This window comes from Eggerthella lenta DSM 2243 (assembly GCF_000024265.1).
GTDB lineage: Bacteria > Actinomycetota > Coriobacteriia > Coriobacteriales > Eggerthellaceae > Eggerthella > Eggerthella lenta.
The window spans coordinates 3203651-3228590 of sequence record NC_013204.1; the positions used below are offsets into that span (position 1 = coordinate 3203651).

Annotated in this window: 21 protein-coding genes; 6 read left to right on the top strand and 15 right to left on the bottom strand. The window is 66.3% G+C overall.

Annotation, left to right across the window (positions count from 1 at the left end; all coding sequences use genetic code 11):
• Positions 1–2: 2 nt before the first annotated feature.
• From ELEN_RS13825 to ELEN_RS13865, 9 genes are all read right to left on the bottom strand, one after another.
• Complete coding sequence (locus tag ELEN_RS13825; protein ID WP_015761395.1) at positions 3–968, bottom strand: ribose-phosphate diphosphokinase; 966 nt, start codon at positions 966–968, stop codon at positions 3–5.
• Positions 969–1145: 177 nt separating this feature from the next.
• Complete coding sequence (locus tag ELEN_RS13830) at positions 1146–2711, bottom strand: helix-turn-helix transcriptional regulator (RefSeq protein WP_229033353.1); 1566 nt, start codon at positions 2709–2711, stop codon at positions 1146–1148.
• A 55-nt stretch (positions 2712–2766) separates the two neighbouring features.
• Complete coding sequence (locus ELEN_RS13835; protein ID WP_009306877.1) at positions 2767–3651, bottom strand: 4Fe-4S binding protein; 885 nt, start codon at positions 3649–3651, stop codon at positions 2767–2769.
• Entirely contained in the window at positions 3651–4286 is a 636-nt protein-coding gene (locus tag ELEN_RS13840) for a 4Fe-4S dicluster domain-containing protein (RefSeq protein WP_009306878.1), read from the bottom strand. The genes ELEN_RS13835 and ELEN_RS13840 overlap by 1 nt, the downstream gene beginning before the upstream one ends.
• A gap of 3 nt (positions 4287–4289) precedes the next feature.
• Complete coding sequence (locus tag ELEN_RS13845; RefSeq protein ID WP_009306879.1) at positions 4290–4958, bottom strand: TorD/DmsD family molecular chaperone; 669 nt, start codon at positions 4956–4958, stop codon at positions 4290–4292.
• Between the two features lie 165 nt (positions 4959–5123).
• Complete coding sequence (locus tag ELEN_RS13850) at positions 5124–5933, bottom strand: dimethyl sulfoxide reductase anchor subunit family protein (RefSeq protein ID WP_009306880.1); 810 nt, start codon at positions 5931–5933, stop codon at positions 5124–5126.
• A gap of 1 nt (position 5934) precedes the next feature.
• A complete protein-coding gene (locus ELEN_RS13855) occupies positions 5935–6519 on the bottom strand; it encodes a 4Fe-4S dicluster domain-containing protein (protein WP_009306881.1) in 585 nt (194 codons plus the stop codon).
• Positions 6509–9205 carry a molybdopterin-containing oxidoreductase family protein gene (locus ELEN_RS13860; RefSeq protein WP_015761397.1) on the bottom strand — a complete coding sequence of 899 codons (2697 nt, stop codon included), beginning with the start codon at positions 9203–9205 and terminating at the stop codon, positions 6509–6511. The genes ELEN_RS13855 and ELEN_RS13860 overlap by 11 nt, the downstream gene beginning before the upstream one ends.
• A gap of 99 nt (positions 9206–9304) precedes the next feature.
• Positions 9305–9952, bottom strand: coding sequence for a hypothetical protein (locus ELEN_RS13865; RefSeq protein WP_015761398.1), 648 nt, complete (start codon positions 9950–9952; stop codon positions 9305–9307).
• A 624-nt stretch (positions 9953–10576) separates the two neighbouring features.
• Between ELEN_RS13865 and ELEN_RS13870 the strand changes: the two genes are divergently transcribed.
• Positions 10577–10951, top strand: coding sequence for a type II toxin-antitoxin system RelB/DinJ family antitoxin (locus ELEN_RS13870; RefSeq protein WP_015761399.1), 375 nt, complete (start codon positions 10577–10579; stop codon positions 10949–10951).
• Positions 10944–11441, top strand: a complete 498-nt coding sequence (locus ELEN_RS13875) for a type II toxin-antitoxin system VapC family toxin (RefSeq protein WP_015761400.1) — start codon at positions 10944–10946, stop codon at positions 11439–11441. Before ELEN_RS13870 ends, ELEN_RS13875 begins: the two co-directional genes overlap by 8 nt.
• Before the next feature lie 35 nt (positions 11442–11476).
• Here ELEN_RS13875 and glmU read toward each other — a convergent pair whose 3' ends face one another.
• Together glmU and nhaA are read right to left on the bottom strand one after the other, a co-directional pair.
• A complete protein-coding gene (gene glmU, locus ELEN_RS13880) occupies positions 11477–12847 on the bottom strand; it encodes a bifunctional UDP-N-acetylglucosamine diphosphorylase/glucosamine-1-phosphate N-acetyltransferase GlmU (protein WP_015761401.1) in 1371 nt (456 codons plus the stop codon).
• Between the two features lie 59 nt (positions 12848–12906).
• The gene (gene nhaA, locus ELEN_RS13885) at positions 12907–14745 is read right to left on the bottom strand and encodes a Na+/H+ antiporter NhaA (RefSeq protein WP_015761402.1); all 1839 of its coding nucleotides are present in this window, start codon (positions 14743–14745) and stop codon (positions 12907–12909) included.
• Positions 14746–15017: 272 nt separating this feature from the next.
• On the opposite strand from nhaA, the gene hpf reads away from it, so the two are divergent.
• Entirely contained in the window at positions 15018–15593 is a 576-nt protein-coding gene (gene hpf / locus ELEN_RS13890) for a ribosome hibernation-promoting factor, HPF/YfiA family (protein ID WP_015761403.1), read from the top strand.
• 84 nt (positions 15594–15677) lie between these two features.
• Here hpf and ELEN_RS13895 read toward each other — a convergent pair whose 3' ends face one another.
• The gene (locus ELEN_RS13895) at positions 15678–17123 is read right to left on the bottom strand and encodes a response regulator transcription factor (protein WP_015761404.1); all 1446 of its coding nucleotides are present in this window, start codon (positions 17121–17123) and stop codon (positions 15678–15680) included.
• Between the two features lie 233 nt (positions 17124–17356).
• On the opposite strand from ELEN_RS13895, the gene ELEN_RS13900 reads away from it, so the two are divergent.
• Entirely contained in the window at positions 17357–17959 is a 603-nt protein-coding gene (locus ELEN_RS13900; RefSeq protein ID WP_009609440.1) for a Tat pathway signal protein, read from the top strand.
• Positions 17960–18016: 57 nt separating this feature from the next.
• Positions 18017–18235: an acyl carrier protein gene (locus tag ELEN_RS13905; protein WP_009609420.1), complete on the top strand. Its 219-nt coding sequence runs from the start codon at positions 18017–18019 to the stop codon at positions 18233–18235.
• A 97-nt stretch (positions 18236–18332) separates the two neighbouring features.
• On the opposite strand, the gene ELEN_RS13910 is transcribed toward ELEN_RS13905, so the two are convergent.
• Complete coding sequence (locus tag ELEN_RS13910; RefSeq protein ID WP_009609399.1) at positions 18333–19865, bottom strand: FAD-dependent oxidoreductase; 1533 nt, start codon at positions 19863–19865, stop codon at positions 18333–18335.
• Positions 19866–20114: 249 nt separating this feature from the next.
• On the opposite strand from ELEN_RS13910, the gene ELEN_RS13920 reads away from it, so the two are divergent.
• Complete coding sequence (locus ELEN_RS13920; protein WP_009609331.1) at positions 20115–21596, top strand: helix-turn-helix transcriptional regulator; 1482 nt, start codon at positions 20115–20117, stop codon at positions 21594–21596.
• Between the two features lie 198 nt (positions 21597–21794).
• Here the strand turns inward: ELEN_RS13920 and ELEN_RS13925 are convergent, their stop codons facing one another.
• Both ELEN_RS13925 and gltA read right to left on the bottom strand, forming a co-directional pair.
• Positions 21795–23108 carry a bifunctional folylpolyglutamate synthase/dihydrofolate synthase gene (locus ELEN_RS13925; RefSeq protein WP_015761406.1) on the bottom strand — a complete coding sequence of 438 codons (1314 nt, stop codon included), beginning with the start codon at positions 23106–23108 and terminating at the stop codon, positions 21795–21797.
• Positions 23109–23446: 338 nt separating this feature from the next.
• On the bottom strand, positions 23447–24940 hold the full coding sequence (gene gltA / locus ELEN_RS13930) for an NADPH-dependent glutamate synthase (RefSeq protein ID WP_015761407.1): 1494 nt from the start codon (positions 24938–24940) through the stop codon (positions 23447–23449).

The following is a 24940-nucleotide window of genomic DNA, read 5'->3' on the forward strand; positions in this document are numbered from 1 at the left end:
CCCTACTCGAACAGCGAGGCGACGGAGCCGTTGTTGTAGACGTTGCTGATGGTCTTCGCGAACAGCGGGCCCACGGACAGCACCTTCACCTTGCCGGTCTGGCGCTCCAGCGGCACGGGCACAGCGTTCGTCACCACCACTTCCTCGATGGACGAGTTCGCAATGCGCTCGTACGCCGGGCCGCTAAACAGGCCGTGCGTCGCGCACGCGTACACTTTCTCGGCGCCTTTCGCCTTCAGCGTGGTGGCGGCGGCAACCAGCGAGCCGGCCGTGTCGATCATGTCGTCGTTCAGGATGCACACCTTGCCGTGCACGTCGCCGATGAGCGCCGTGATCTCGGCCTGGTTGTGCTTCGGACGATCCTTGTGCATGATGGCGATGTCGCAATCCAGCATGGTGGAGAACTTCTTCGCGGCCTTCGCGCGGCCCACGTCGGGCGACACGACGCACAGCTTGTCCTTGTCCAGCCCCATGCTCTGGAAGTAGTCGACGAAGATGGGCATGGCCGTCATATGGTTCACCGGCAGGTCGAAGAAGCCCTGGATGGCATCCTGGTGCAGGTCGATGGTGATGACGTTGTCCACGCCCGACGCGGCCATGAGATCGGCCACGAGCTTGGCGGTGATAGGCTCGCGCGGGGCGGCCTTGCGATCCTGGCGCGCGTAGCCGTAATGAGCCACCACCGCCGACACCGAGCGGGCCGAAGCGCGCTTGGCGGCGTCCACCATGATGAGCAACTCCATGAGCGCGTCGTTCACGTCGTAGCCCGCGCCGCTGCACACCGACTGGACGAGGAACACGTCCGCACCGCGCACGCTTTCCTGGTAGCGCGCGTAGATCTCGCCGTTGGCGAACTTCTCAAGCTTGACGTTGCCGAGCGACACGTTCAGATCCTTCGCGATCTCCTCGGCAAGCTCGGGGTTGACCGACCCCGAGAACAAGGCCATGCTCTTCTGCACTTCCGTCATGTGCGCGCTCCTTCGCTTCACCCTCAGGGCCGCCGCACCGCGCAGCCGTCGCCCCCTGTCTCATCGGCACTATTGTATCCGCACGCGTCGCGCACGCACAGGGTGAACTTCGGCATCTTCGCAGATTGACCGCAAGGTCTGACAAGAGGCAAGCGCCCAACTCCGGACGGAGAACGCTCAGCGCACGATCTTCCCGTCTTCGATGAGGCTTTGCAGCTCCTGCTTGGAATGCACGCCCGCCTTCGCATAGACGTTGCGGATGTGGCTTTTCGCCGTGTTGAACGAGATGCCCAGCTCGCCTGCGATGTACTCGATGGTGTAGCCCTTCCCCAGCAGGAACAGCACGTCGCGCTCGCGCAGCGACAGGCCCGCCTGCTCGGCCAGCGCGTTGCAGCTTTTCGTCCAGGCGCCCTCGCGCGGCGCGCGGTCGCCGTCGCTGGCGCCCCCAGCGCTCTCCGGCCCCCTGCCGTTAGGGAAGAAATCGCCCGTTCCCTGGTCGGTCTGGGCGTTGCGAGTCTTCCTGAGCGCCATGCCGATGGTGCGCTCGTTGAGGATGACCATCGACACCACCAGCAGCACGAACACCATGCCCATGGCAAGCGCCACCATGTTGCTGGGGTTCTCCACCAGCACGGGCGCCAGCGACGCCCCGGCGAACCAGCCCACGGTGGTGCCCGCCGCCGACGCGCCGCGGCCCCACCCGAACACGCGCACGTACGACAGGTCGGTGCGGTTCGCCACGTTGGCCAGCAGGCACCACACCATGAGGATGAACAGGTTGTACGCGATGCTCACAAGCTCGCCCTGGATGACGCCCAGGCCGCCGAACAACGGCACCACGAGGTTGCCCAAACACGTGAGGATGATGATGGGATAGTACAGCTGGCTGATGTCGAACTCGCGCACCAGCAGCCCCACCAGCACGAACAGCAGCACGGCCGCGCACGCCGTGGCAAACACGATGATCACGCCCTGGTCCGTGGCCGCCGACAGCGGCTGCTGCAGCGCCATGAACCCCTTGATCACGCCCGCGATCACCGAGAACACCGACACCGCCACCACGAGGCGGATGAAGTAGCCGCGCGGAAGCTCGCGCACGGGAACGACGTCCTCCGCCGGCTCGCTCGGCGCGCGCACCGCGGCCATGGTGAACACCACCGCCAGAAGCGGCAAGCTGGCCGCCATCAGCAGCCCCACCGGCTGGGGCAGCCCGATGCAGACGAAGTACAGCATGCCCGCGAAGATGAACGACCCCGCCGTGTACATGAAAGCTTGGCGCGCGCCCACCGTGCTGTACACCGAACCCAGGCGCAAGGCGACGAACGCGGTGCCCACCCCGGTGAGCGAGCAACCCGCCACGTACAGCGCCTCGCCGGCCTGGGCAGGCGCCGACCAGGCCACCACCAGCGTGGCCAGCGTCGCCATTCCCGCCAGCACCGTCACCGACAGCCGCGACTCCACGATGCGCGCCGTGACCTTCTGGAACGCCCCGGCCACGATGAGCACGAGGCCCAGCGCCGTCGTGGAAGCCAGGTACATCACCGACATGGCGTTGCCCCCGACGGAAGCCCCCGACCAGCCGAACAGCACGTCGCTGTTGTAGCTGAGGAAAATCCACGCGTAATAAGCTCCGAAGCCCAGGAACTTCATGCTGGGCCACTGCTCGTCCAGGTCCTCGAGCAGCCGCGTCGCCGAAAACCGCGCGCGATCCCGCTCTTCGCCAGCCTTCATCTCACGCATCATGTTCCTCCCCTTTACGCGGCCTCGCAACAGCCCGCGCTCCCCGTACCGCAAAGGCCTATTCTAACACCCGCTCGTCCTCCCCCGCTTCGACCCCGTCGCCGTCCTCGCCGACGCGTTTCGGAAGAAACGGAAACGAGATGGCATGCATCGGGCATGCGTCGGCGCACGCACGGCATTTCGTGCACTCGTGCATCGGCGCCGAGCCGGATGCGTCGTGCAGGTCGATGCCCTCGGGACACACGTCGGCGCACTGATGGCAGGGCTCGCCTTTGGACGAGCGCAAACACGTCGCCTCGTTGCTGACGGGACGAAACGTCTTGTTCAGCCGCGACACCAGCGACAACAGCGCGCCCAGCGGGCAGAAGCGGCTGCACCACTTGCGCAGCACCAGCACCTCCAGGGCGAGCATGGCCGGAAACACCAGCAACGACAGGGCCACCTCGTTGAACTGGAACAAGCGCCACACCGCGATGAGCGTGGCGAACGTGAGGCCCACCGGGCAGATGAGACAGAACACCGGGAACCCGAACACCGCCGTGGACAGCAGCGCGCCGCCCAGCACCCAGTTGCGCGAATCGGCCGCGCCGCCGCGCTGGGCGGCGGGCACGTCGAGCGCATCGGACGCACGACGCTTGCGCTTCGGCTCCTTCAAGCCGAAGATACGCCTCAGCAGGGGGATCGGGCAGCCCCAGGCGCAGAACGCACGGCCGAACAGCACCACCAGCGCAATACCGATGGCCAGCGCGATGAGCATCGGCGGCACCACGGTCTTGCTGGCCAGCGCCGCCTCCGCCGCGCCGAGCGGACAGATGGCCGCGATGTCGTAGATGCCCCAGGCCGACGGCGTGCCCGTACCGGTGTGCAGGGCCAGCCCCAGGCACACGAGCGCAATCACCGCCAAGACGGACAGCGTGCGCAGCAGTTTGGAGTTCCGTTTCATCACGCGCTCATCTCGCTCTCGTCCTCCACCACCGTCTTCCCCAGTCGCGCGTACGCGCTGGGACTCACCACCACGATGCCGCGCCGCGTGCCGCCCGAGAAGCTGCGGTACACAAGCGCCGGGCACACGTCCTCGCACACGCCGCAGCCGTTGCATCGGTCGGCGTCCACCACGGGATGGCCGTCTCCATCAAGCGCGATCGCCTCGAACGGGCAGGCCTTCTGGCACTCGACGCACCCCTGGTAGTAGGCCACGCAGCGGTCCTTCTGCACCACCGCCATGCCCATCTTGTCGGCCTCCGGGTCGAACGCCCCGATGGCTCCCGTGGGGCATACGCGCTGGCAGTCGCCGCAGAAGTCGCAGCTTCCCCGATGGAAGTTCAGCTTGGGCGTGCGGGCGCGTAGAAAGCCGTCGCCAACCTCCGCCACGCCGATCACCCCGGTGTGGCACACGCTGCGGCAGCGGTCGCACTTCACGCACGAGGCCAGCAGATGCAGCTCGTCCTGCGCCCCCGGCGGCCGCACGAGCGCGGTTTCGGACGCGCCGTCGGCCGCCTTCACCGCCCCGCCGAACGCGGCGAATACGGCCGCTGCGCCGCAGAACCCTGCGAACGCCCGTCGCGTGTACGCGGCCATGGCTTACGCCGCCTGGGCGCTCTGGCCGATCATCTGGTCTTCCAACTGCAGAAAGCCCTCGGTGATGTCGGCGACGCCCCGATAGAACGCGGTTTGCGCGTACGCGCGCACGTCAGCGCACAAACGCGGCACCCAGTTGGCCAGGTGCTCGTCGAAGAACGCGCGTTGCTTCGCGCACAGCTCGGCGTAGCGCGCCTCGTCGCCAGCATCGAGCGCCGCGCCCGCGCGCTCGATCAGCTTCGCCATGAACTGGAACTCGAACGACAGATGATCCTCCGGCGTGGTGTTGTCGGCCGGCAGGCCCAGCTCCTCGCCCAGGTAGAACGCCACCGCGGAATCGCGCGCATCCTGCATGAGCAGGTGCTCCTCGCTCGTGTACACCGACTCGTACGGCGGCGCCATCAGCTGCTCGTACATGCCCGCGCACAAGAACACGCGCGCGTAGTCCACGGCAAGCTCCTGGCGCGTGCCCGAATCGCGATGGCGCAGGTACTCCTTCACCGTCGCGTATCCCGCGCCCACGTACTCGGCATCCGTCGGCAGGTCCTGCTTCGTCAGCGTCCCTATCTGCTCGTCGGTCAGTTCCAGCTTGTACATGCTTGCCAGGAATTCGTAAAAGCCCTTGCGCGCGGCGTTCACCTCGGCAAGCTCTTCGCGATCATGCTGTTCCATGGTGCTCTCCTTGCATTCCCCGTTGGTTACCGGTTCCGTTGTCGACCGATCGAGCCATACGCATGAGGGGAGGGGGGGGGGGGTTGCGTATGGCTTGATCGAGCGGCCCGGTCGGGGGCCGTCCTCCGCACGCGCGCAGGACGGCCCCTTCCCCGCCGGCATCGTCTACAGGACGATGCCGAAGTAGTTGGCCACCGCGGTGCCCACCATCCACATGACGGCGCGGAACGCGATGGATCCGATGATGCCGCCGGCGAACGCGACGGTCGCCATGGTCACGGCCGACGCGGGCTTGCTGCGCGCCAGCCATCCGCACACGAGGGGCGCGAGACCGCCGCACACGAGTGCGACCCAGAAGATGGCCGCGGCATCGCCCGTCGCCGCGCCGGACGCGAAGCCGAAGGCCAAACCGGACACGAGCGCCAGAACGCCGCCGATCACGGTTTCCAAGCCGGCCAGCTTCACGGCCTCGGCGCTCTCTTTCTTGCAGGCGACCAGCAGCAGGTACAGGCTCAAGCCGCTCGCCGCGCCGAAGCCCAGATAGCCCAACGGCAGCGTGATGGTGTTCCACGTGGTGCGCGCCTCCATCATGTAGGAGTAGCCGCTGGCGAAGCTGAACACGATGCCGATGACGGCGGCCAGCACGGCAACCGCTTTGCGGGCTCCGGCCGACGCATCGCGCTTCAGCAGGATCACGTACACGGCCACCGCCGCGATGAACAGACCGATGAGCAGCGCTTCCAGGAAGATGCCCGCCGTGGGATGGCTCAGCACGGCCATGATGCGGTCGGGGTGCGACAGGTGCGTGACCGACGCGATGCCGCCCACGACGGCCAGCACGAGCGCCAGAACGGAAGCCACCAGGTTGGTGCGCTGCGTCAATCCACGCAGCTCGTCAACGGCCACGCCGACCGACACCCATGTGCCGCAGCTGGCGATCGCCGTGAACAGAACGAGGGACCATTGGATGTCCATGCTACTCAGCCCCTTCCATCCACTCGCCGTGCATGCTGGTCATGATGTACTTCGTGCAGGGGTTGTTGCCCACGTTCGGCAGCTCGTGGATGTCCGCCGCATCGTACTTCGCCAGCTCCTTGGACACGTCGGAGTTCGGATCGTCCAAGTCGCCGTAGAAACGGGCGCCGGCGCTGCAGCTCTTCACGCACGCGGGAAGCTCGCCGTTCGCCGTCAGGTGGCCGCACAGCGTGCACTTCTCCACCGTCTTGGACGCCTTGTTCCAATCGCGCACGCCGTAGGGGCAGGCCATCATGCAGTACTTGCAGCCGATGCACTTCTCGCGGTCGATGAGCACCACGTTGTTGCCATCGCGGTAGCTGGCGCCGGTGGGGCACACGTGCACGCACGGGGCATCGGCGCACTGCTGGCACATGGTGGGCAGCGGGTAGCGCGTCATGTTCGGGTAGTCGCCGAAGGGCCCGCGCTGCAGCATCTTGTTCCAATGCTCGCCCAGGGCGATGTCGTTCTCCATCTTGCACGTGATCTCGCAGGAATAGCAGCCCGTGCAGCGATCGAGGTTCACCACGATGCAGTTATGCGCCATAATCGAACACCTCCTCGGTAGGATCGCTCGGCTGCGGCATCCAGGGCTCGAACTGCTCGGGCTCGGTCCACACGCCTTCCGGAGCAGCGGCGTCAGGCGTGACCTTCACCTGGAAGCCGCGCAGGGTATAGGTGCCGTACTCGGGGTTGTACGGCTCGTCGTTCTTGGTCAGCACGTTGATGTTCATCACGCGGTAAGCGCGCTCGGGGTCGGTGTCCAGCAGCTCGGGCGCCCAGAAGCGCTCCTGGTAGATGACGCCCTTGGCGATGGCCGTGGTAACGCGCGCCTTGCCGTGCGTCTCGCCGCGGCGGCTGGCGATGGTGCACCACTGGCCGTCCTCCACGCCGTAGGTCGCCGCGTCGTCGGGATGGATCCACATCTCGGGCACGGGGTAGATCTCGCGCAGATACGGGATGTTGCGTAGCGTGCCGTGGTGGTACATGGGCAGACGGCCCTCGGTCAGCACCAGCGGGTACTCGGTGTCCGTGAGCGGGCTTTCGGCCGGCTCCTTGTAGTAGCACAGCGGCTCGTAGTCCTTCGACGCCGGCTCCAGCACCAGGTTCTTCTCCTCGAAGCACTGCGACCAGGGGAAGCCCGTGCGGCCCAGGATGGTATTGGACTCGCAGTACACCTCGCACTTCTTGGAAGGCGTCCCGAAGCCCTTGGCTTTGCCGGTGGCCTCGTCAACCGCCTTATAGCCGTAGTACGTGCGGTACTCCTCTTCGGTGCACCACTCGAACACGCCCTTCTCGGCCGCTTCCTCCCAGCTCATCTTCAGGTTGTTGAGGTGCAGCTTCTGCTTCTCGTACTCGTTCTTGTACATCGGGATGCCGTTCGTGCCCTCGGCCGTGAAGGCCTCCTGCGCATGCACGTTGCCCATCTCGGCCATCTTCTGCACGATCTGCGTCCAGATGAGGCCTTCCTCCACCGTCTCGAACAGGTGGGTGACCGCCTGGCGTATGACGATGGCGTTGAGCTGCGGGATGACCAGGTTGGTTTCCAGCCATTCCGCGGAGGGGAGCAGCATGTCGGCGCACAGCACGGAAAACGCCGTCGGGTACATGAAGATGTGGCAGACGAAGTCGAGGTTCGGCACGATCTCGTCGAGGCACGTTGCATTGCCCAGCACCACGTGCTTGTTGCCGGAGCGCTCGAACCACGCGTGGATCTGGTAGGGATCGCCGTCCTTCATGGCCTTGAACACCGCGGGGATGAACGCCATGTCCCAGTCGAGCAGGCCCTTGTGCTCCTGCACGCCCAGCCGCTTGAGCATCTTCTCCTTCTTGAGGAAGCGCGGCGTGTTGGGAATCTGGTCGCGGGCCGGGCAGGGCTTGAAGCTTTGCAGCATGGCCCCGGGCTTCTGCACGTTGCCCATGAGGTACTCGAGGTTGAGGGCGCCGAGCGCGCACTGCTGCGACTGCTCGTACTGGTCGATGGGCACGCCCTGCATGATACCGGACTGGCCCGACGTGTAGATTTCCAGCGCCTTCTCGATCTGACCCTCGTCGAGCCAGCAGATCTCGGCGGCTTTCGCCAGCGTGAACTCGTCCACGCTCTCCTTGAGCAGCTGGCCGCCCGTGGGATACTGCTTGCCGTCGATCTCGTACGTGCCGAACAGCGGCGGGGTGACGCCTTCGTTCATGGGGTACTCCAACACGACGGGCTTGCCCTCGGCCGGATCCCAGATGACGTAGTCCTTGTCGGTGCCCTCGAGGCCGCATTCGGTGGGCTTGAGGGTCAGGCGCGTCTCGGGGTTCACGATATAGGGCATGTTGGTCCAGTTCGTGCAGAAGTCCTCGTCGTACTTCTCGTTGTCGATGATCCACTTCGTCCACGCCATGAGCAGCGCGGCATCGGTGCCGGGGCGGATGGGCAGCCACACTTCGGCTTTGGCGGCGTCCATCGTCATGCGCGGGTCGATGACCACGGTCTTCAAGCCCTGCTCGCGGGCGCGCAGCTCGGCCAACGCGCGGCCGCCCGTGGCAACCGAGCTGTTCGACGGGTCGGTGCCCCACAGCACGAGGGAGTCGACCGGCGAGTCGGTGAAGTAGTAGTCCCAGCCGTTGGAGTCGGCGAACGAGAGGTTGTTCGGCTTGCCCATGCCGTTCGACAGCTGCGAGGCGCCCATGCGCGGCAGGTAGCACTGCGCGCAGCCGGGCTCCCACACGTTGGGCGTGTTGACGGCCTCGCCGAAGCGCTTCACGTTGCTGAAGTGCGGGTTGCCGCCACCGCCGGTGGACACGGCCACGCATTCCGAGCCGTACTTCTCGTCGATCTCGATGAGCTTCTCGGCGATCTCGGTGATGGCCTCGTCCCAGGTGATGCGCTCCCACTGGTTCTGACCGCGCTCGCCCACGCGCCGCATGGGGTACTTGTTGCGGTTGGGATGGTACAGCGCCTGGATGCCGGCCATGCCCTTCGCGCACAGGCCGCCTTGGCTCATGGGGCTTTCAGGATTGCCCTCGATCTTGATGACGCGACCGTTCTTCACATGCGCCAGCACGGCGCAGCTTGCGATGCAGGCGCGACAGGCCGTCTTCACGATCTTCACGTCGCCGCCCGTATCGGCATGTGCCGGGTCGACGTGCACGAGGTCGTCGCTCACGGCGACGCCCAGGCCGCATGCAGCGCCGAGCGCCGCCGCCGACTTCACGAAACTGCGTCGCGTGATGGTAGGCTGTGTCATGTTCCCTCCTCCTTGTATCTCGTCTTTGCTGATGGTGCTTGGGGTTATCTCAAATGGGACGCTCGCGCGCGGGCGGAGCCGGGGCGGTCGGGCAGCGCTTTACCCGACCATGGCCAGCATCTGCCGGCCGGCATCCGTCGTCTTCCACGAGCCGTCCCATGCAAGACCGCCTACGGTCTCCAATTTGGAGATGAAATAGCTGGGATACACCTGCTTGGGGTCGCTGAGCGCGGGGTCGCCTTCGAGCGCTCGCTCGATGGCGGCCTTCGTCGCGCCGCCCTCGCAGAGGGCGAGCACGGTGGCGTACGTTTGCGCGTAGGCCGCAGGTTCGTCGCGCAGGGTTTCACCGAACCGCCTCGTGGGCTCGAATTGCGCGAGCGCGGCGAGGCCGGCTGCGGTCGTTTGCACGGTGTAGTCGATGGGCCGATCCTGCTTCTCCTCGCCCGGCGCGTACGCGGGCTCGGGAACCTCGACGGCATCCACGCCGCCGCAGTCCACCATGATGCGCAGCAGCGCGTGGGCGTTCTGCGTACTGAGGCTCAGTTCGGGCCGCTCGTCGATGAGCGCCTCGGCATCGCGATAGGGCATGCGCTGCTCGCACACGGACAGCACGGCGCACAGCGCCAGCGTGTTGGCGCGATTGGCGTTGAGTCGCTTGACGATGGCGTCGACGGTTGCGGCGGCCTCGTCGGCGGCCGACGCGGCTGTAGATGCGGATGTGGCCGCGGCCTGCGTGTCGTTGCTCATGGTTCCCCCGTTTCTGCTCGTCTCGTCTGACTTCGAGCAGCTTCACCTTACGGCCGGGCGAGCGGAGGGGAAACGTCCGTTGTTCGTGAAAAAACGCGATGAGCCCGGATATTTATGGGTGAACGAGGGTGCGAAAACGCCACCAATAATGGATGACCGATGGCGCTGAGCTGGGGGTATCGCAGTCTCGCTCACAGGTTCCGCACCAATCCCCGCGACGAGTCGCTCACAGGCTCCGCACCAATCCCGCGCCGAGAGGATTGTCGCACGGATGCTTTCAGCAGCTCGGTTCGTCGATGCGCTCGAAGCTCCCCATCAGTTCGAAGTGTTCGAAACAGCAGTGCTATAGGTGGCGAAATCGGGTTTTTGGCAGCCTCCGCACTCCCTTTTGGGATTCTTTCGGACAAAACCCCAGGTCACCAATTTTCGCGACTGCGGAGCAGCGCCTCCGATCGTCTCCGAATTGCCAAAAGCCCGATTTTGCAACACATCGAACCGCATCCGAGGAACCCGGGAATCGGAATCGCCCCTCCGGTGCTCTTCGCCAAAGCCCCAACTGCAGACGAGCCCCAAACGAGCACCCATGCTATACTATACGTATAGCAACGAATGAGGAGGTACGCGATGACGACGGATATGGTGCAGATGAACACGCGCATCAGCCGCTCGCTCAAGGAGCGCGGCGATGCGGCGCTGGAGCGCGCCGGTTACTCGCCGTCGCAGGCGGTTCGCAAGCTGTGGGACTACGCCGCGAAGAACGCGCACAACCCGCGCGCCATACAAAACCTGTTCGACGCAGAAGACGAAGCGGAGAAACGAGAAGCTGAAGAGGAGCGCGCGCGGAGGCGGGAAATCACGATCAGGGGTGCGAACATCGTCGCCGATGCGTACGAGCGGCACGGAATCAAGCCTTCCGACTGGACGATGAACGCATCGTACGAAGAGATGCGCGACTACGCCCTGCTCGAGCGCCTTCGGGAACGGGGCCTCGATGCCTAGCCAGCAAACTTCCCTCCTGGTCGACACGAACATCTGGCTCGACTACTTTCTTGCCAACCGTCCAGCGCATGCCGCAGCGATGTCCTTCATGCTATTCGCGCATGAGCACGGCTATCCGCTGCTGTACCCCACCGCCATCGTCAAGGACGTGTTCTACCTGACCGCGAACGCCTTCAAGCGAGACATGTGCAACGAGAACGGCAGGCTCACCGAACGCGATGCGGCGGCAGCGACCGAAATCGCTTGGGGATGCGTGGGCAACATGCGGGAACAGGCCACCGCCGTAGGATCAGACGAGTCGGACTTGTGGACGGCATGCGGCCTCTGCAACCTCCACAACGACCTCGAGGACAACCTGATCGTCGCTGCGGCGCAACGGTCGAACGCGACGTACCTGATCACCAGCGACGAGCTGCTCATCAAGCACGCCCCCGTGGCCGCGCTCACGCCCAGCGACGCGCTCACGCTGCTGCAAGCCGATATGGCGTAGATGTCCCAATGGGGACTGTCCCCATTGGGACAATGCTATTCTTGTTGACTGCGCTTCTTGGCGGCCCAGCCGGGGATCTCGCGCTGCTCGGGGCGCGTGAGGGCCAGGGCGTCGGGCGCGACGTCTTTCGTAATGCACGAGCCCGCGCCGATGATGGCACCCGCGCCGATGCTCACCGGGGCCACCATCATGGTGTCGCTGCCGACGAACGCGCCGTCGCCGATAGTGGTGGCATGCTTCTTCTTGCCATCGTAGTTGCAGGTGATGGAGCCGGCGCCGATGTTCACGTCCTCGCCGATGGTGGTGTCGCCGATGTAGGACAGATGCGGCACCTTCGAGCCCTTCCCCACCGTGGACTTCTTGATCTCCACGTGGGTGCCGGCCTTCGCGCCCTCGCACAGGTGCGCCGCCGGACGCAGGTACGCGCGCGGGCCGCACGTGGCGCCGTCGTCCACCTGCGCCTCCACGGCCACCGTCTCGTCCACGACGCAGCCTCGTCCCACCGCGGTGTCGGTCAGGCGCGAATCGGGGCCGATGACGCTGTCCTCGCCGATGCTCGTTTCGCCCATGAGCATGACGTTCGGCAGCAGCTCCACGTCCTGCGCGATGGTCACGTCGGGCCCGATCCACACGAGCTCGGGGTCCACCATGGTCACGCCGGCGGCCATATGCGCGCGGTTGATGCGTCGCTGCGCGAACTTCGTGGCCTCGGCCAACTGGATGCGCGAGTTCACCCCGAGGCACTCGGCAGGGTCCTCGCAGACGAGCGCCAGCACTGGACGGCCGGCGTTACGGCAGATCTCAAGCACGTCGGTCAGGTAGAACTCGCCCTGGGCGTTGTCGTTGCTCACCTGCTCGAGCGCCGCGAACAGCGCGCGGGCGTCGAAACAGTAGAACCCGGAGTTGCACTCGCAGATGGCGGCTTCCTCGGGCGCGGCGTCCTTCTGCTCCACGATGCGCGCCACCGCGCCCTGCTCGTCGCGCACGATGCGCCCGTAGCCGAACGGGTCGTCCAGCTCCATCGTGAGCACCACCACAGCAGCGTCCGCCTCCTCGCGCACGGCGACGAGGCGCGCGATAGTCTCGGACGTGATAAGGGGGCAGTCGCCCGACAGCACCACGAGCGAGCCGTCGAAGTCGGCCAGCGCGTCCTTGCACACGGCCACGGCGCCCGCCGTGCCGTTCTGCTCCGCCTGCACCACCGTCTGCGTGTCGGCGACGAGCGGCTCCACCTGCTCGCGCGCGTGCCCGACCACGGACACCACCCGCTCGACGCCCGCGTCGCGCGCGGCGTCCACCACCCAGCGAACGAGCGGCTTGCCCAGCACTTCGTGAGCCACCTTCGGCTTCTTGGACTTCATCCGGGTGCCCGCACCCGCGGCCAACACGATAGCGGCAGCTTCCATATCGCTCCTTCGCAACGCAGTTCCCATCGTCAACTAAAAAGTATAGCGCAACGGCGCGATCACCGTTTGCCTGCGGGGTCGGAATCGCCGGGGACGCCCGCGTCGCCAGCTCCGCCCGACATGCCCGTCGCGTCCTCGCCCTCGCGGCGCAGCGCGCGCTGGCGTGCTTCCTCGCCGCCTTCGCGCAGCAGGGCCTCCTCCACGCTGAGCAGCGGCGGCTTGCCCTCGTCGTCGAAGTCCTTCTGCATCTGCTCCAGCAGCTCGTCCTTGCCCTCCTCCTTGAGCACGCGCACCACCTCGTTGCGCACCGCTTCGCGCACATCGCCGATGGAGCCGCCGCCCAGCAGGCCCGTCGGTCCCAGGTCGACGACGATCTCGAACACGCCGCCGCGCTTCTTCGCCTCTTCGAGCTCGCTCTTGAGCTCGGGGTCCTCGATTTCGCGCAGCAGCTCCTCAGACTCGCGCGCCGCTTCGCTGCCCGCCGTCTGGCGCGTCACGTCGTCGCCGCTGGCCGACAGGTACGCCACCCCGCGCTTCTGCGCCGCCTTCGCCTGCAGCAGCAGGAACACGAAGCCCAGCACGCCTGCGATCAGCGACGCCGCCAGGATGGCCAGCTTCGCCGTGGCGATGTGCATCTCGTCGGTGAACGCGAGGTTCGCCACGAAGATGGCCATCGTGAAGCCCACGCCGCCCAGGATGCTGGCGCCCAGCATATGGAACCAGTTCACGTTCTCGGGCAGCGAGGCCAGCTTGCTCTTCACGATGATGAAGCTCATGAGCATGATGCCCAGCGGCTTGCCCAGCAGCAGGCCCAGCATGACGCCGTACAGCACCGGGTCGGCGAGCATGGCGCCCACGTCCATGCCGATGAAGCTGACGTCGGCGTTCGTCAACGCGAACAGCGGCAGGATGCCGAAGTACACCCACGGGTACAGCTTGTGCTCGAGACGCGTCGCCGGCGGCACCACCTGGCCCGCCACGCGGCTGAGGGCCGTCACGGTCTTGATGTAGTCGCCCTGCGCGATAACCGGCGTTTCAGGCTGGAACGCATCGCGCGCCTCGCGCACCTTGTCGCCCGACCAGGTAATGAAGCTCTTAAGATTCACGCGCGACCCCGAGGGGATGACGAACGCCAGCAGCACGCCCGCGATGGTGGAGTGCACGCCCGACATGAACACGCAGTACCACAGCACGGCGCCCACCAGCAGGTACGGCACGAGCGAGTAGATGTGGTTGCGGTTCATCAGCACGAGCACCACCAGCACGACGGCGGCCATGGCCAGCCAGAACATCGACGGGCTGTGGCCGTAGAAGATGGCGATGACCAGGATGGCGATGATGTCGTCGGCCACGGCCAGCGTGCTGAGGAACACGCGCACGCCGCTGGGGACGCGGTTGCCCAGCAGGGCGAGGATGCCCAGCGCGAACGCGATATCGGTGGCGGTGGGAACGCCCCAACCTTGGGCGGTTTCGGGGTTCGTCGCGTTGAACACCAGGTAGATGCCGATGGGGGCCAGCACGCCGCCGATGGCAGCCATGATGGGCAGCAGCGCCTGGCGGATGTTCGTCAGCTCGCCCACCGTCAGCTCGTATTTCACTTCCAAGCCCACCAGCAGGAAGAACACGGCCATGAAGATATCGTTGATCACGTGCGCCAGCGACATGCCCGCGAACGCATCGCCGAAGAAGAAGCCCGCCTCGGTGTGCCAGAACTCCAAGAACGCCTCGTACGCGCCCGTGTTCGCCACGATGAGCGCCACGACGGCCGCCAGCAGCATGACGCCGGCCGCCTTCGTCGACGAGTGGGTGAATTGGATGAGTTTCCTGTATCGTGCCTGATGACGTTGCACTTCGTTGATGAAAATGCGCTGCGCTCCGTCTTGATTCTGTTCGGTCATGTCGCCCTTTCGGCTTCGTCGTTTGCCGTATTATCCCCCAATTACCTGGTGCGTCCGCTCGATTGTTACCCGTTTTTAGATCGATTTCACAACAAAGTAAAATGCCCGGCCAAAATATCATGAATTGCGCTATTCTGTACTCATCAGCTTAGGCGTTAGGAGTCGGCTTGGGATTCGCGTGGAGGGCATATCACCCATTCGCTCGTATGACCAGGTGCGATGACAACGACCGAGCTGTTTTTTTATTCGCCACGAGGTAAGAGGTGATCGCTATGAGCATTACCGTCACCGGACGCAAAATGCCTGTAACCGACGCGCTGCGCGAGTACGCCGAGGAGAAGATCGGCAATTCCATGAAGGTCATGGACATCGATCCGCTCGTAGCCGAAATCGTGCTGTTCGTTGAGAAGAACCCCGCCAATCCTCGCCCTGCCGTCTGCGAAGTCACGCTGCGCACGAAGGGCCACATCATTCGCGTCGAAGAACACGAAGAGGATATGTACGCCGCCATCGACGTGGCCGCCGCCAAGGTCGTCCGCCAGCTGCGCAAGTACAAGACGAAGGTGGTCGACCGCAAGCTGCGCGCCGCCGACGAGACCATCCGCATCGAGCCTTCCGCCGCCGGCGAGCTGGACGTTGACGGGCTCATGCAGGAACTGTCCGACGACGAAGTGGTGCGCGTGAAGACGATCGAGTTCGAGCCGCTGACCGAGGAGGAAGCGCTCGTGAAGATCGACCTCTTGGGCCACGACTTCTTCGCCTACACCGACCGCGACAGCGGCCTCGTGAACGTGCTGTACCGTCGCGACGACGGCGGATACGGCCTGCTGAAGCAGGCGGAGGAGTAAGCGGTTTCGCCTCCTCAACCTCGCACGAACGAACGCCGGCGGATTCCACATCGCCGGCGTTTTCCTTTGCCGTGCGCGCCGCCCTCAGTCGGCGAACAGGTCGATGAGCTCCTGCTTCGAATGCACGCCGAGCTTCGCGTAGATGTTCTTCATGTGCGTGCGCACCGTCGCGGGCGAGCACACCAGCTCGTCGGCGATGAACGCGGCCGAGCGGCCCCGCGCAAGCTGCAGCATGATCTCCGACTCGCGCGCCGTGATGCGGTATTCGGCCGCCAGCTCTTCGGCGCGCGCCGCGAAACGATCCTCCTCGGTGACCACGATCACGCGCTTCTCGTCGGTCGACGGTCGCCGCCGCGTCAGGTACAGCAGCAGCATGGAAAGCCCGTACACCGCCGCGATGGTGACGATCCAGTACAAACCCTCGGCCTCGCTGCCCGACGCTCCTCCCAGCCAATAGCCCGCCATGCCGAACAGCAGCTGCGACAGGCGGATGCACGCCGTGGCGAACGCGAACAGCACGTACGTCTTGAGCTTCTTCCACTGTATCTGGCACAGGATGAAGTACAGCGCGCTGAACGAGATGAACTCGTACACGAGCACCAGCAGGCCCTGGAGCGCTTGCGAAGCCCAGCTTCCCAGCGTGAGCGGCAGCAGCACCACCAGCGCCAGCAGTATCGGGAACAGATAGCGGTACAGCCGCTCCACGTCCACCGCGCGGGCGACGACGACCACGACGAAGCAGAACACGAGCGCCGCCGAAATGGCCCCGACGGCGGAGATGATGCCCGACCCGTCGGTGGCGACGCCGAGGAAGAACCCGTTGAGGATGCTCACCGTCGCCTCGAGGACGATCGAGACCACCAACGCGTCGGCGATTCCCATCGCGCCCTGGCGATACGCCTTGAACGTCGCGGGCGCCGCGTCGTCTTCGGAGGAATCGAGCCACGCGCGGCCCCTCGCGCGCAGCAGCAACGCGACCGCGCCGACGAGCAGCACGCCCACCGCGACGACGAACGGCACGCCCATGAGGCTGCCGCACGCCAACGTGATCACGCTTTTCACCAGCATGCCCAGCGCTAGGATGCCCGCGATCCGCGCCGGCGTCTGATGGGCCACCACCTCAAGCCACGAGAGGTTCAAGCACGTCGATGCAACGCCGTACGTCAGCGCCAGGAGCACGAACACCCCCGATGAGCCGGGGGCGATCCAAGGAGCCACGGCGGGGGCGGCAACCAGGAGCAGCAGCAGTGCCGGCAGCACCACGGGCAGGCGGAAGCCGAGAATGAGGCCCTTCCACGCAAGCGCCATCACCGCGAGCGCGCACAGCAGCGACGACAGCGCGGTTGTCATGGAGAACGACATGTCGGCGATGAACAGCGTGGACGTGGGAACCGAAGCGAGCGCCGAAGAGTACAGCAGGGAATTGGCGCCCCGGAACAGCCCGTATCCCAGCGCAAGCGCCAGCGTCCGACCGTTGACGAAGAACCGGCGGTAGTCTGCTGCCTGCGTTGTGTAGCGGCTGTCTTGCATGATCCCCTCTCGCGTCAAGTACCTCCGTATTCTAACCGTTGAACGGCCCCGATGCCCCGCACATCTCGCGCCTCAAACGGCCAAAACGAAAAATACCGCAAAACAGGGCAGAGACGAAACGGGGCGAAATACCGCAAAAGGCGGCAAGGTGAACCGCCGTCTTCGAGGCAGAATCCAGAAAGCAAGGGTACGGGGCGAGCGGATGCGCGCCCCTCTGTCAGAAGGGATGAACCATGGAAGAACAATCTCAGGGCAAGCAGCTCAACCGACGCTCGTTCATTCAGGGTATCGCGGCAACGGGCGCTCTCGGCATCATGGCGGGCGCGGGCCTGTCGGGATGCGCGCCGCAGCAGCAAAGCGCCGCCGCCGAAGCGCCGCAGCAAGAGGCGGGTGCGAGCGCAGGCGAAGTGCACGAGTGGGTCGACGCGGTATCCTCCGCGAGCTTGGCCACGAACAAGTACACCACCTTCACCGAAACGCAGCTGCAAGACGCCGTCATGGCGTACCAGACCGAATGCGTCGTCTCCACCTCGAACGAGGACGGCACGCCGAACATCGCCATCTTCGTGCCCGCAGCCATGATCGACGGAACGTACGTCGCGTTCGCCTGGGCCGAAAACCAGACGAAGGCGAACTTCGAGCGGGCGAAGATCGGCATGATCGCCTTCGACGTGCCGAACCCGACGGCCGAGACGAAGGAGCTGCGCCACCAGGGCTCGGTGGTGAAAGCGACCCTCGTGGAAGACGAATCCGTCATCGGGAAGCTGAAGGATGCCGACGAGCAGCTTGCCGTGTGCACCTTTGTGGAGATTACCGAACTCCTGCCCGTCGGTTAACTCTTCGCGCGTTGTCCGATACAATGGGTGCCACCGAAACCAGACGATAGGAGCGGCATGGCAACCATCGACACCATCAAGACCATCCTCGAGGAGAACCTCGACATCGACCCGAGCACCGTCGAGGAAAGCTCGACGTTCGACTCGCTGGGCATCGACTCGCTCGACATGGTGGAGCTGATCTGCGACCTCGAAGAGGCCTGCGACGTGGACTTCGGCGAACCCGAGGGCCTCGACACCGTGGGCAGCCTCGTGGAGTACATCGACTCGCTGTAAGCGCGACCGCGCACGCAGCGCCATCCAGCAGCACCGCGAAGGCCCGCCGATCGGCGGGCCTTCGCTTGTCCAGGGAGAATCGGGCCAGCAGAAAACCTTACGCGAGCGCCGCCTTGGCCGCGTTGGCGCCCGAGAAGCGGCCGGAGGTGTAGGACCAGTTCAGACCACACCCGCCCGCCGGGTAGTCGTCGTAGATGAACGTGCCGCAGCACACTTCGCCGGCCGCGTACAGGTGCGGGATGGGCTGACCGTCGGTGTCGAGCACCTGGAACTCGGTGTTCACGCGATAGCCGCCGAAGCTGCCGTGCGTGCACACGCCCATCGTCAGCACGTAGAAGGGAGCCTCCGCGAGCGGGACGAGGTTCTCGGCCTTCTTCTTGAACTGGGTGTCCTCGCCGGACGCGGCCAGCTCGTTGTACGCGTCGAGCGCCGTCTGCGCCGCAGCGCCATCGATGCCGAGCGCTGCCGCCGCCTCGGCCACCGTGTCGGCCTTCGCGAACATGCCCTGCTCCAAGCCGAAGTCGAGCTTGCTGCGCAGATCCTCGTCAAGCGCGTCCACCATGGCCTGGTCGTACACCGCGAAAAACTTCTGATCGTCGAAGTGCGCCACGTCGTAGTAGATGTCGTGCGTCTGGCCGGCCTCGTTGGCGAAGCGCTCGCCCTTGGAGTTGATCCACAGCGCCTTGTTGCTGATGAGCTTCGACTGGCCCGGCTCCACGGGACAGGCGAGGATGCCGTTCGTGCCGCCGTGGCCCACGTAGTCCGCGCCGATGTCGAGGCCCATCTGCAGCCCCTCGCCCGTGCAGCCGACGCCCACCTCGGTGTACACGCCCGAATAGTCGGGGCAGTACTCGTCGATCATCTCGACGTTGCGGCAGAACCCGCCCGTGGACACGATCGCGTTCTTCGCGTTGTAGAGCACCGTCGAGCCGTTCCCACGCTTTGCGAGCACGCCGGTCACCGCGCCGCCGTCATCGACCACGAGCGATTCCACCGTGGTGCCGAAGTGGAACTCGGCGCCGTGCTCCTGGGCGTACGCCGTGACGGCGCGCAGCGCGTCCATGGCGTTGTTGGCGCAGTTGTGGCCGCGCGGCACCGGGTCCTTGCCCTTCTTCGACACGGTCTCCTTGAAGAGCACGCCCAGCTCGCCTGTCAACCAGTCGATGGTTTCGCCGAAGTGCTCGGCGCAGAACTTCTGCACGTCGTAGTCCAGCTTGTCGCCGCCGCGCGACAGGAAGTAGTCGAGCAGCCCGGACGGATCGTCTTCGATGCCCGCGGCTTTCTGCAGCTGCGTGCCCGCGCCGTAGAACGTGCCGATGGCCAGCGAGCTGGAACCGGCCAGCCACGCCATCTTCTCCAGCAGCACGGTTTTCGCGCCGGCGGCCGCAGCCTGGCCCGCCGCCGTCACGCCGGCACCGCCGCCGCCCAGAACCACCACGTCGAAGTCCACCGTCTCGTGCGCCTCGGCCGCCGCGGCCTGCTGCGGCGCGCAGCCGAACAGGCTGCCCAGCGCCATCGTGGCCAAACCGCCCGTCAGCGCCTGGGCGAACTGCCGGCGCGTCAGCGGCATGGAAGCCCTCGTCCTCTCCGTGGTAGCGGTGGCGGTGCGTCCCGTCTTGATTCCCGTCATGATTGATCCTTTCCTCCCTGGGGTGATGCTTCATGCCCTGCACTCTACGCACGATGCGCGCACCTCAGAAGCCACCTTCCGGGTGAAAAACACCCGATGCCGCCGGGTTTCACCCGGAAGGTGTGAGGTGTGCTCTACGCGTAGTGCACGCGCTCGGGCGTGCTCGTATATACTGGTTGCCGTACTTCGTCCCCCTGCAAGAATCGAGGATCGATGCCGCACGCGAGCGCAACCGCTCGAACGAATCAGATGCGCGCCCTCATGGGCGGCGCCTTCCTGCCGTCGTTTCTGGGGCTGGCGGCCACGCGTGTCTGGCTGCAGGTGAACCTGTTCGCGTCGTACACGCAAAGCGACGACGGGCTGTTCACGGTGGTCAACAACCTCGCGTACGGCCTGGTGATGGTCATCGGCGCGGCCATCGCGCTGCGCAAGCCGTTCTCGAAGGGCAACCGCACGGCGGTGGCGTGGCTCGGCTTCGCCGTCATGACGTTCTCCACCGTGCTCATCCTGGCGGGCAAGGAAACCGGTGCCGTCGATATCTTGGCGGTGGCCAGCGTGTGCGCCGGCATCGGCGGCGCGCTGGGCGGCGGCATGTGGACGGCGGCGTACGTGCGGCTGGGATTGCGCCAGTCGGTGCTGTACGGGTTCCTGTCGCTGGCCCTCGGATCGCTCGGCGGCCTGGCGCTCAGCTTCCTGCCCGAGGCGCTCAGCTACACGGTGAGCATGTTCATGCCGGCCATCGCCCTCTTGTGCTACCAGCGCGCCATGAAGACCGACGTGGGACCGCAACCCGCGCCCGAGCCGATCTACGACAAAGAGCCGCGCAGTACCATGCTGTTCATCTTCGGCGGCCTGGCCGTGTTCGGGTTGGCGCTGGGCATCTCGCGCGGCTTCCCCGCCGGCGAGCCCGTGCCCATGGACGCGCTGCAACGCGTCGTCCACCAGATGGGCGTCGTGGTGATCAGCCTGTTCATCATCTGGTGGTTCATCGTGAAGCGCAAGCGGCTGAGCTTCTCGTTCCTCTGGCGCATCGAGATCATGCTGGTGGCCGCGGGCATGCTGATCCTGTCGGTGTTCCCCGGGCACTTCACGGGGCTGGCCATCGCCACCGTCAACATCGCCGACACGCTCATGCTGGGCGTGCTGTGGATCACGCTGCAGGACGTGGCGCGCCACACCACCACCGACGTGTACGCCGTGTACGGGTTCGCCTGGGCGTCGCGCGTGCTGTCGCGCGACGCGGGCCGCGTGCTGATCATGGTGCTGGGCGCGATGGGGGCCTCGTCGTACGCGGTGACCGCCGTCATCGGCATCGTGGTGTTCGCGCTGGCCGCCAGCATGGCGCTGCTGCTGTCGGACGGCATTTTGAAGCTGCGGCCGCTGTTCACCGAAGACGTGGCGGCTCCCGCCCGGCGAAGCGCGGTGAGCGCGGCGCGCGAGGCGAGGCGAGCGGAGATGGAAGGGGCGGGAGCCTCGACGCCGGCCCCCGCGGCGATGCCGAGCGCGCAGGCCCAGCCGGACCCGCAGGAGTGGTTCCGCGACGCGTTCGACCTCTCGGAGCGCGAGACGGAAGTGGCGCTGCTCATCGCCCAGGGACGCAGCAAGTCCTACATCGCCGAGGCGCTGTGCCTGTCGGAGAACACGGTGCGCACGCACGCCAAGAACGTCTACACGAAGCTCGACGTGCATTCGAAGCAGGAATTGATCGACCTGCTGCAGAATAGGGAATAGAGGCCTATCCTCTTCCCTAGCGCGGCGGAAGCTTCGGCATGCGCGCGTCTTGCTCCGCGCCGATCGCATGCCGCTTCCTTGCCGAATCGGCGCAACGTGCGGTCGCTAGACCGCAGACGCCCTTTCGCGCCATGGGGAAGGGCTGTCCCAACGCACGCATTCCGACCCCCCCCCCCGCAGCGCCCGGGCAGAAGACGTCTACCCCTCCAGCTGCTCTTTCAGCGCGCCTACCGAGTACAGGCTGCCGAACGCGCAGATGAGGCCGTCGGCCCCCGCCAGCTCGCGCGCCTTCGCCAGCGCGTCGGCCATGTCGCGCGCGACGAGAGGCCGCATGTGCGCCGAGCACCCCAGCACGTCCTGCCCCGTCCAGCGGATGGCGCGCGCCAGCCTGTCGGCGGAAAGCGCGCGCGGGTTGTCGGGCGTCACCGCCACGAACCCCCCGACGAGCGGCATCACGGTTTCCAGCATGGCCGGGTAGTCCTTGTCCTCCAGCACCCCCATGATGAACACAGGCTTGCGACCGGGGAACACGTCGGCCAGCGAATCCACGAGCGCGCGGGCGCCCTGGGGATTGTGCCCGCCGTCCACGACGACGGTCGGCTCGCCCTCCCCCGCGCGCACGATCTCGAAGCGCCCCGGCCAGGCGGCGCCTGCGACGCCCTGACGCACCGCGTCGTCGTCGACGGCCCATCCGCGCGTGCGCAGCGCTTCGGTCACCTCGATGGCCAGCGCCGCGTTCGCCGGCTGGTACGATCCCAGCAGCTTCGTGCGCAGGTCGGCGAAGCGCCCGTACGAGAACGAGCGCGCGGGCGCGCCGGAAGCGCCCCAATCCACCGGGCCCACGTTCAAGCACGCGAAATCGGGCACGGTGAGCGTATCGCCCGCCGCCGCGACCGCCTGCTCGACCACGGCCATCGCTTCGGCGTCCTGCGGCCACGACACCACGGCGGACCCCGGCTTCACGATGCCGGCCTTCTCGCCCGCAATGGCGGCCAGCGTGGTGCCGAGCAGCTTCGTGTGGTCGAGGCCGATGCGCGCGATGACGGCCGCCTCGGGCGCGTCGATGGCGTTCGTCGAATCGAGGCGCCCGCCGAGGCCCACTTCGAGCACCACGATATCGCAGCCTCGGCGCACGAAGTGCACGAGCGCCACCGCCGTCATCAGCTCGAACTCGGTGGGATGGTCGGCCATAGCCTCGGCCTGCCCCTTCACGAGCAGCGTCGCCTCGGTCAGCTCGTCGAGCGTGATGTTGGCGCCATCCACGCGGATGCGCTCTTCGAACGTGATGAGGTACGGGCTGGTGAACAGCCCCGTGCGCAGCTCCGCTGCCTGGAGGATGGAGGCCAGGTACGCGCAGGTCGAGCCCTTCCCGTTCGTGCCCGCCACGTGGACGAACTTGAGACGATCCTGCGGCCGGCCCAGCCGGTCGAGCAGCTCGCGAATGCGGTCGAGCCCCAGCCGCGACTCCAACCAGCGCGGCTCGTTGATGTAGGCGATAGGATCGAACGACATAGGGACCTCCTGATGAGATGGGGATCGAGGCGAATGTTTCACGTGAAACATTCGTTCGCGCACAAGCGCGAAACGCGCGGGAGCGAAGCGACCCGTGCCTCGCGCGCAGCGCGAGAACAACCGCGCGGGTGGTCGGGCGGGAGCGAAGCGACCCGCCCATGCGCCCGCAGGGCGCATAATGGGCGCGCGGGTTGGCGCAGTAAGTCAGCGAGGGGCGCTGTGGTGCCCGAGATCGTGGGGAGGGCGAGGGCGAAGCGTACTTCGGTACGCGAGTCCTCGGCCTCGCCGCGAGATCGGGTGCCACAGCGCCCCGCAGCGTCGGCGGGTTCCGAAGGCCGTCAGGCCTTCGGAACCAGATACTCCGCAATGCCCGCCGCCGCGCGCTTGCCGGCGCCCATGGCGAGGATGACGGTTGCCGCGCCGATGACGGCGTCGCCGCCGGCGAACACGCCCGGCTTCGACGTGGCTCCTGTGCGCTCGTCGGCCACGATCAGGCTGCGCGGCGTCACCTCGAGCCCCGGGGTGGTCTTCGCGATCAGCGGGTTGGTCTTCGAGCCCGCCGCAACCACCAGCATGTCGATGTCGATGACGAACTCGCTGCCTTCGACCGCCGTCGGACGGCGCCGCCCGCTCGCATCGGGCTCGCCCAACTCCATGCGGACACACTCGACGCCCGACGCCCAGCCGTTCTCGTCGCCCAGGATGCGCGTCGGGTTCGTCAACAGCTGGAAGTGAATGCCCTCCTGCTCGGCATGGTGCACTTCCTCGGCACGCGCCGGCATCTCGTCGCGGCCGCGGCGGTACACCACGGTCACGTCGGCGCCCAGGCGCTTCGCCGTGCGCGCGGCGTCCATGGCCACGTTGCCGCCGCCCACCACCACGCACTTCTTGCCGGCGTACACCGGCGTCTCGTACTCGGGGAACAGATACGCCTTCATGAGGTTCACGCGGGTCAGCAGCTCGCTTGCCACCGACACGCCGTTGAGGCCCTCGCCCTCGATGCCCAGGTAGCTGGGCAGGCCCGCGCCCGTGCCCACGAACACGGCGTCGAAGCCGCGGTCCTCCATGAGCTCATCGATGTCGTAGAGCTTGCCCACCAGCGCGTTCACCTCGAACGACACGCCCTTGTCGCCCAGCTTCGACACCTCGCGCTGCACGAGGTCCTTCGGCAGGCGGAACTCGGGGATGCCGTAGGTCAGCACGCCGCCCACCTTGTGTAGCGCCTCGAACACGGTGATGTCGCACCCGCGCTTCGCCAGCTCGCCTGCGCAGGTCAGCGATGCCGGGCCCGAGCCGATGACCGCGACGCGCTTGCCGGCCAAGTCCTTCAACACGGCGCCTTCCGCGCTGCGCCAAATGCCGCAGGCAACCTCGTCGCCCGCGGCGCATTCGTCGCGAAGCCCGTCCATGGCCGCAGCCGCCTCTTCGGGATGCTCGAACGCCCAGTCGGACGTGAAGCGCTCCAAGCGCCCGATGGCCACAGGCTCGCCGTTCCTGCCGCGCGTGCACACGCCCTCGCACTGCGTCTCCTGCGGGCACACGCGGCCGCAGATGGCGGGCAGCGAGTTCGCGCTTTTCACGATGGCGTACGCGCAGGCGAAGTTGCCCTCGGCCACCTGCGCGATGAACTGCGGGATGGGAACGCCCACGGGGCATCCGCTCACGCACGGCGTGTTCGGGCACTGGATGCAGCGGCGCGCCTCGGCCATTGCCTCCTCTTCGGAGTAGCCCAGCGCCACCTCCTCGAACGTCTGCGCACGCTCGACGGGATCGAGCTCCGGCATGGGGACGCGCGTCTTCTGCTTGTTGGCTTCGTAGTTCATCCGCGCCAT

Excerpts from the sequence above, each read along its gene's own strand:
- ELEN_RS13860 (WP_015761397.1), bottom strand. The coding sequence starts at position 9,205 with ATGACACAGCCTACCATCACGCGACGCAGTTTCGTGAAGTCGGCGGCG.
- ELEN_RS13905 (WP_009609420.1), top strand. The coding sequence starts at position 18,017 with ATGGCAACCATCGACACCATCAAGACCATCCTCGAGGAGAACCTCGAC.
- ELEN_RS13895 (WP_015761404.1), bottom strand. The coding sequence starts at position 17,123 with ATGCAAGACAGCCGCTACACAACGCAGGCAGCAGACTACCGCCGGTTC.
- nhaA (WP_015761402.1), bottom strand. The coding sequence starts at position 14,745 with ATGACCGAACAGAATCAAGACGGAGCGCAGCGCATTTTCATCAACGAA.
- ELEN_RS13910 (WP_009609399.1), bottom strand. The coding sequence starts at position 19,865 with ATGACGGGAATCAAGACGGGACGCACCGCCACCGCTACCACGGAGAGG.
- ELEN_RS13870 (WP_015761399.1), top strand. The coding sequence starts at position 10,577 with ATGACGACGGATATGGTGCAGATGAACACGCGCATCAGCCGCTCGCTC.
- ELEN_RS13840 (WP_009306878.1), bottom strand. The coding sequence starts at position 4,286 with ATGGCCGCGTACACGCGACGGGCGTTCGCAGGGTTCTGCGGCGCAGCG.
- ELEN_RS13855 (WP_009306881.1), bottom strand. The coding sequence starts at position 6,519 with ATGGCGCATAACTGCATCGTGGTGAACCTCGATCGCTGCACGGGCTGC.
- gltA (WP_015761407.1), bottom strand. The coding sequence starts at position 24,940 with ATGGCGCGGATGAACTACGAAGCCAACAAGCAGAAGACGCGCGTCCCC.
- ELEN_RS13825 (WP_015761395.1), bottom strand. The coding sequence starts at position 968 with ATGACGGAAGTGCAGAAGAGCATGGCCTTGTTCTCGGGGTCGGTCAAC.
- ELEN_RS13900 (WP_009609440.1), top strand. The coding sequence starts at position 17,357 with ATGGAAGAACAATCTCAGGGCAAGCAGCTCAACCGACGCTCGTTCATT.
- ELEN_RS13850 (WP_009306880.1), bottom strand. The coding sequence starts at position 5,933 with ATGGACATCCAATGGTCCCTCGTTCTGTTCACGGCGATCGCCAGCTGC.
- hpf (WP_015761403.1), top strand. The coding sequence starts at position 15,018 with ATGAGCATTACCGTCACCGGACGCAAAATGCCTGTAACCGACGCGCTG.
- ELEN_RS13845 (WP_009306879.1), bottom strand. The coding sequence starts at position 4,958 with ATGGAACAGCATGATCGCGAAGAGCTTGCCGAGGTGAACGCCGCGCGC.
- ELEN_RS13875 (WP_015761400.1), top strand. The coding sequence starts at position 10,944 with ATGCCTAGCCAGCAAACTTCCCTCCTGGTCGACACGAACATCTGGCTC.
- ELEN_RS13865 (WP_015761398.1), bottom strand. The coding sequence starts at position 9,952 with ATGAGCAACGACACGCAGGCCGCGGCCACATCCGCATCTACAGCCGCG.
- ELEN_RS13925 (WP_015761406.1), bottom strand. The coding sequence starts at position 23,108 with ATGTCGTTCGATCCTATCGCCTACATCAACGAGCCGCGCTGGTTGGAG.
- ELEN_RS13835 (WP_009306877.1), bottom strand. The coding sequence starts at position 3,651 with ATGAAACGGAACTCCAAACTGCTGCGCACGCTGTCCGTCTTGGCGGTG.
- ELEN_RS13920 (WP_009609331.1), top strand. The coding sequence starts at position 20,115 with ATGCGCGCCCTCATGGGCGGCGCCTTCCTGCCGTCGTTTCTGGGGCTG.
- glmU (WP_015761401.1), bottom strand. The coding sequence starts at position 12,847 with ATGGAAGCTGCCGCTATCGTGTTGGCCGCGGGTGCGGGCACCCGGATG.
- ELEN_RS13830 (WP_229033353.1), bottom strand. The coding sequence starts at position 2,711 with ATGATGCGTGAGATGAAGGCTGGCGAAGAGCGGGATCGCGCGCGGTTT.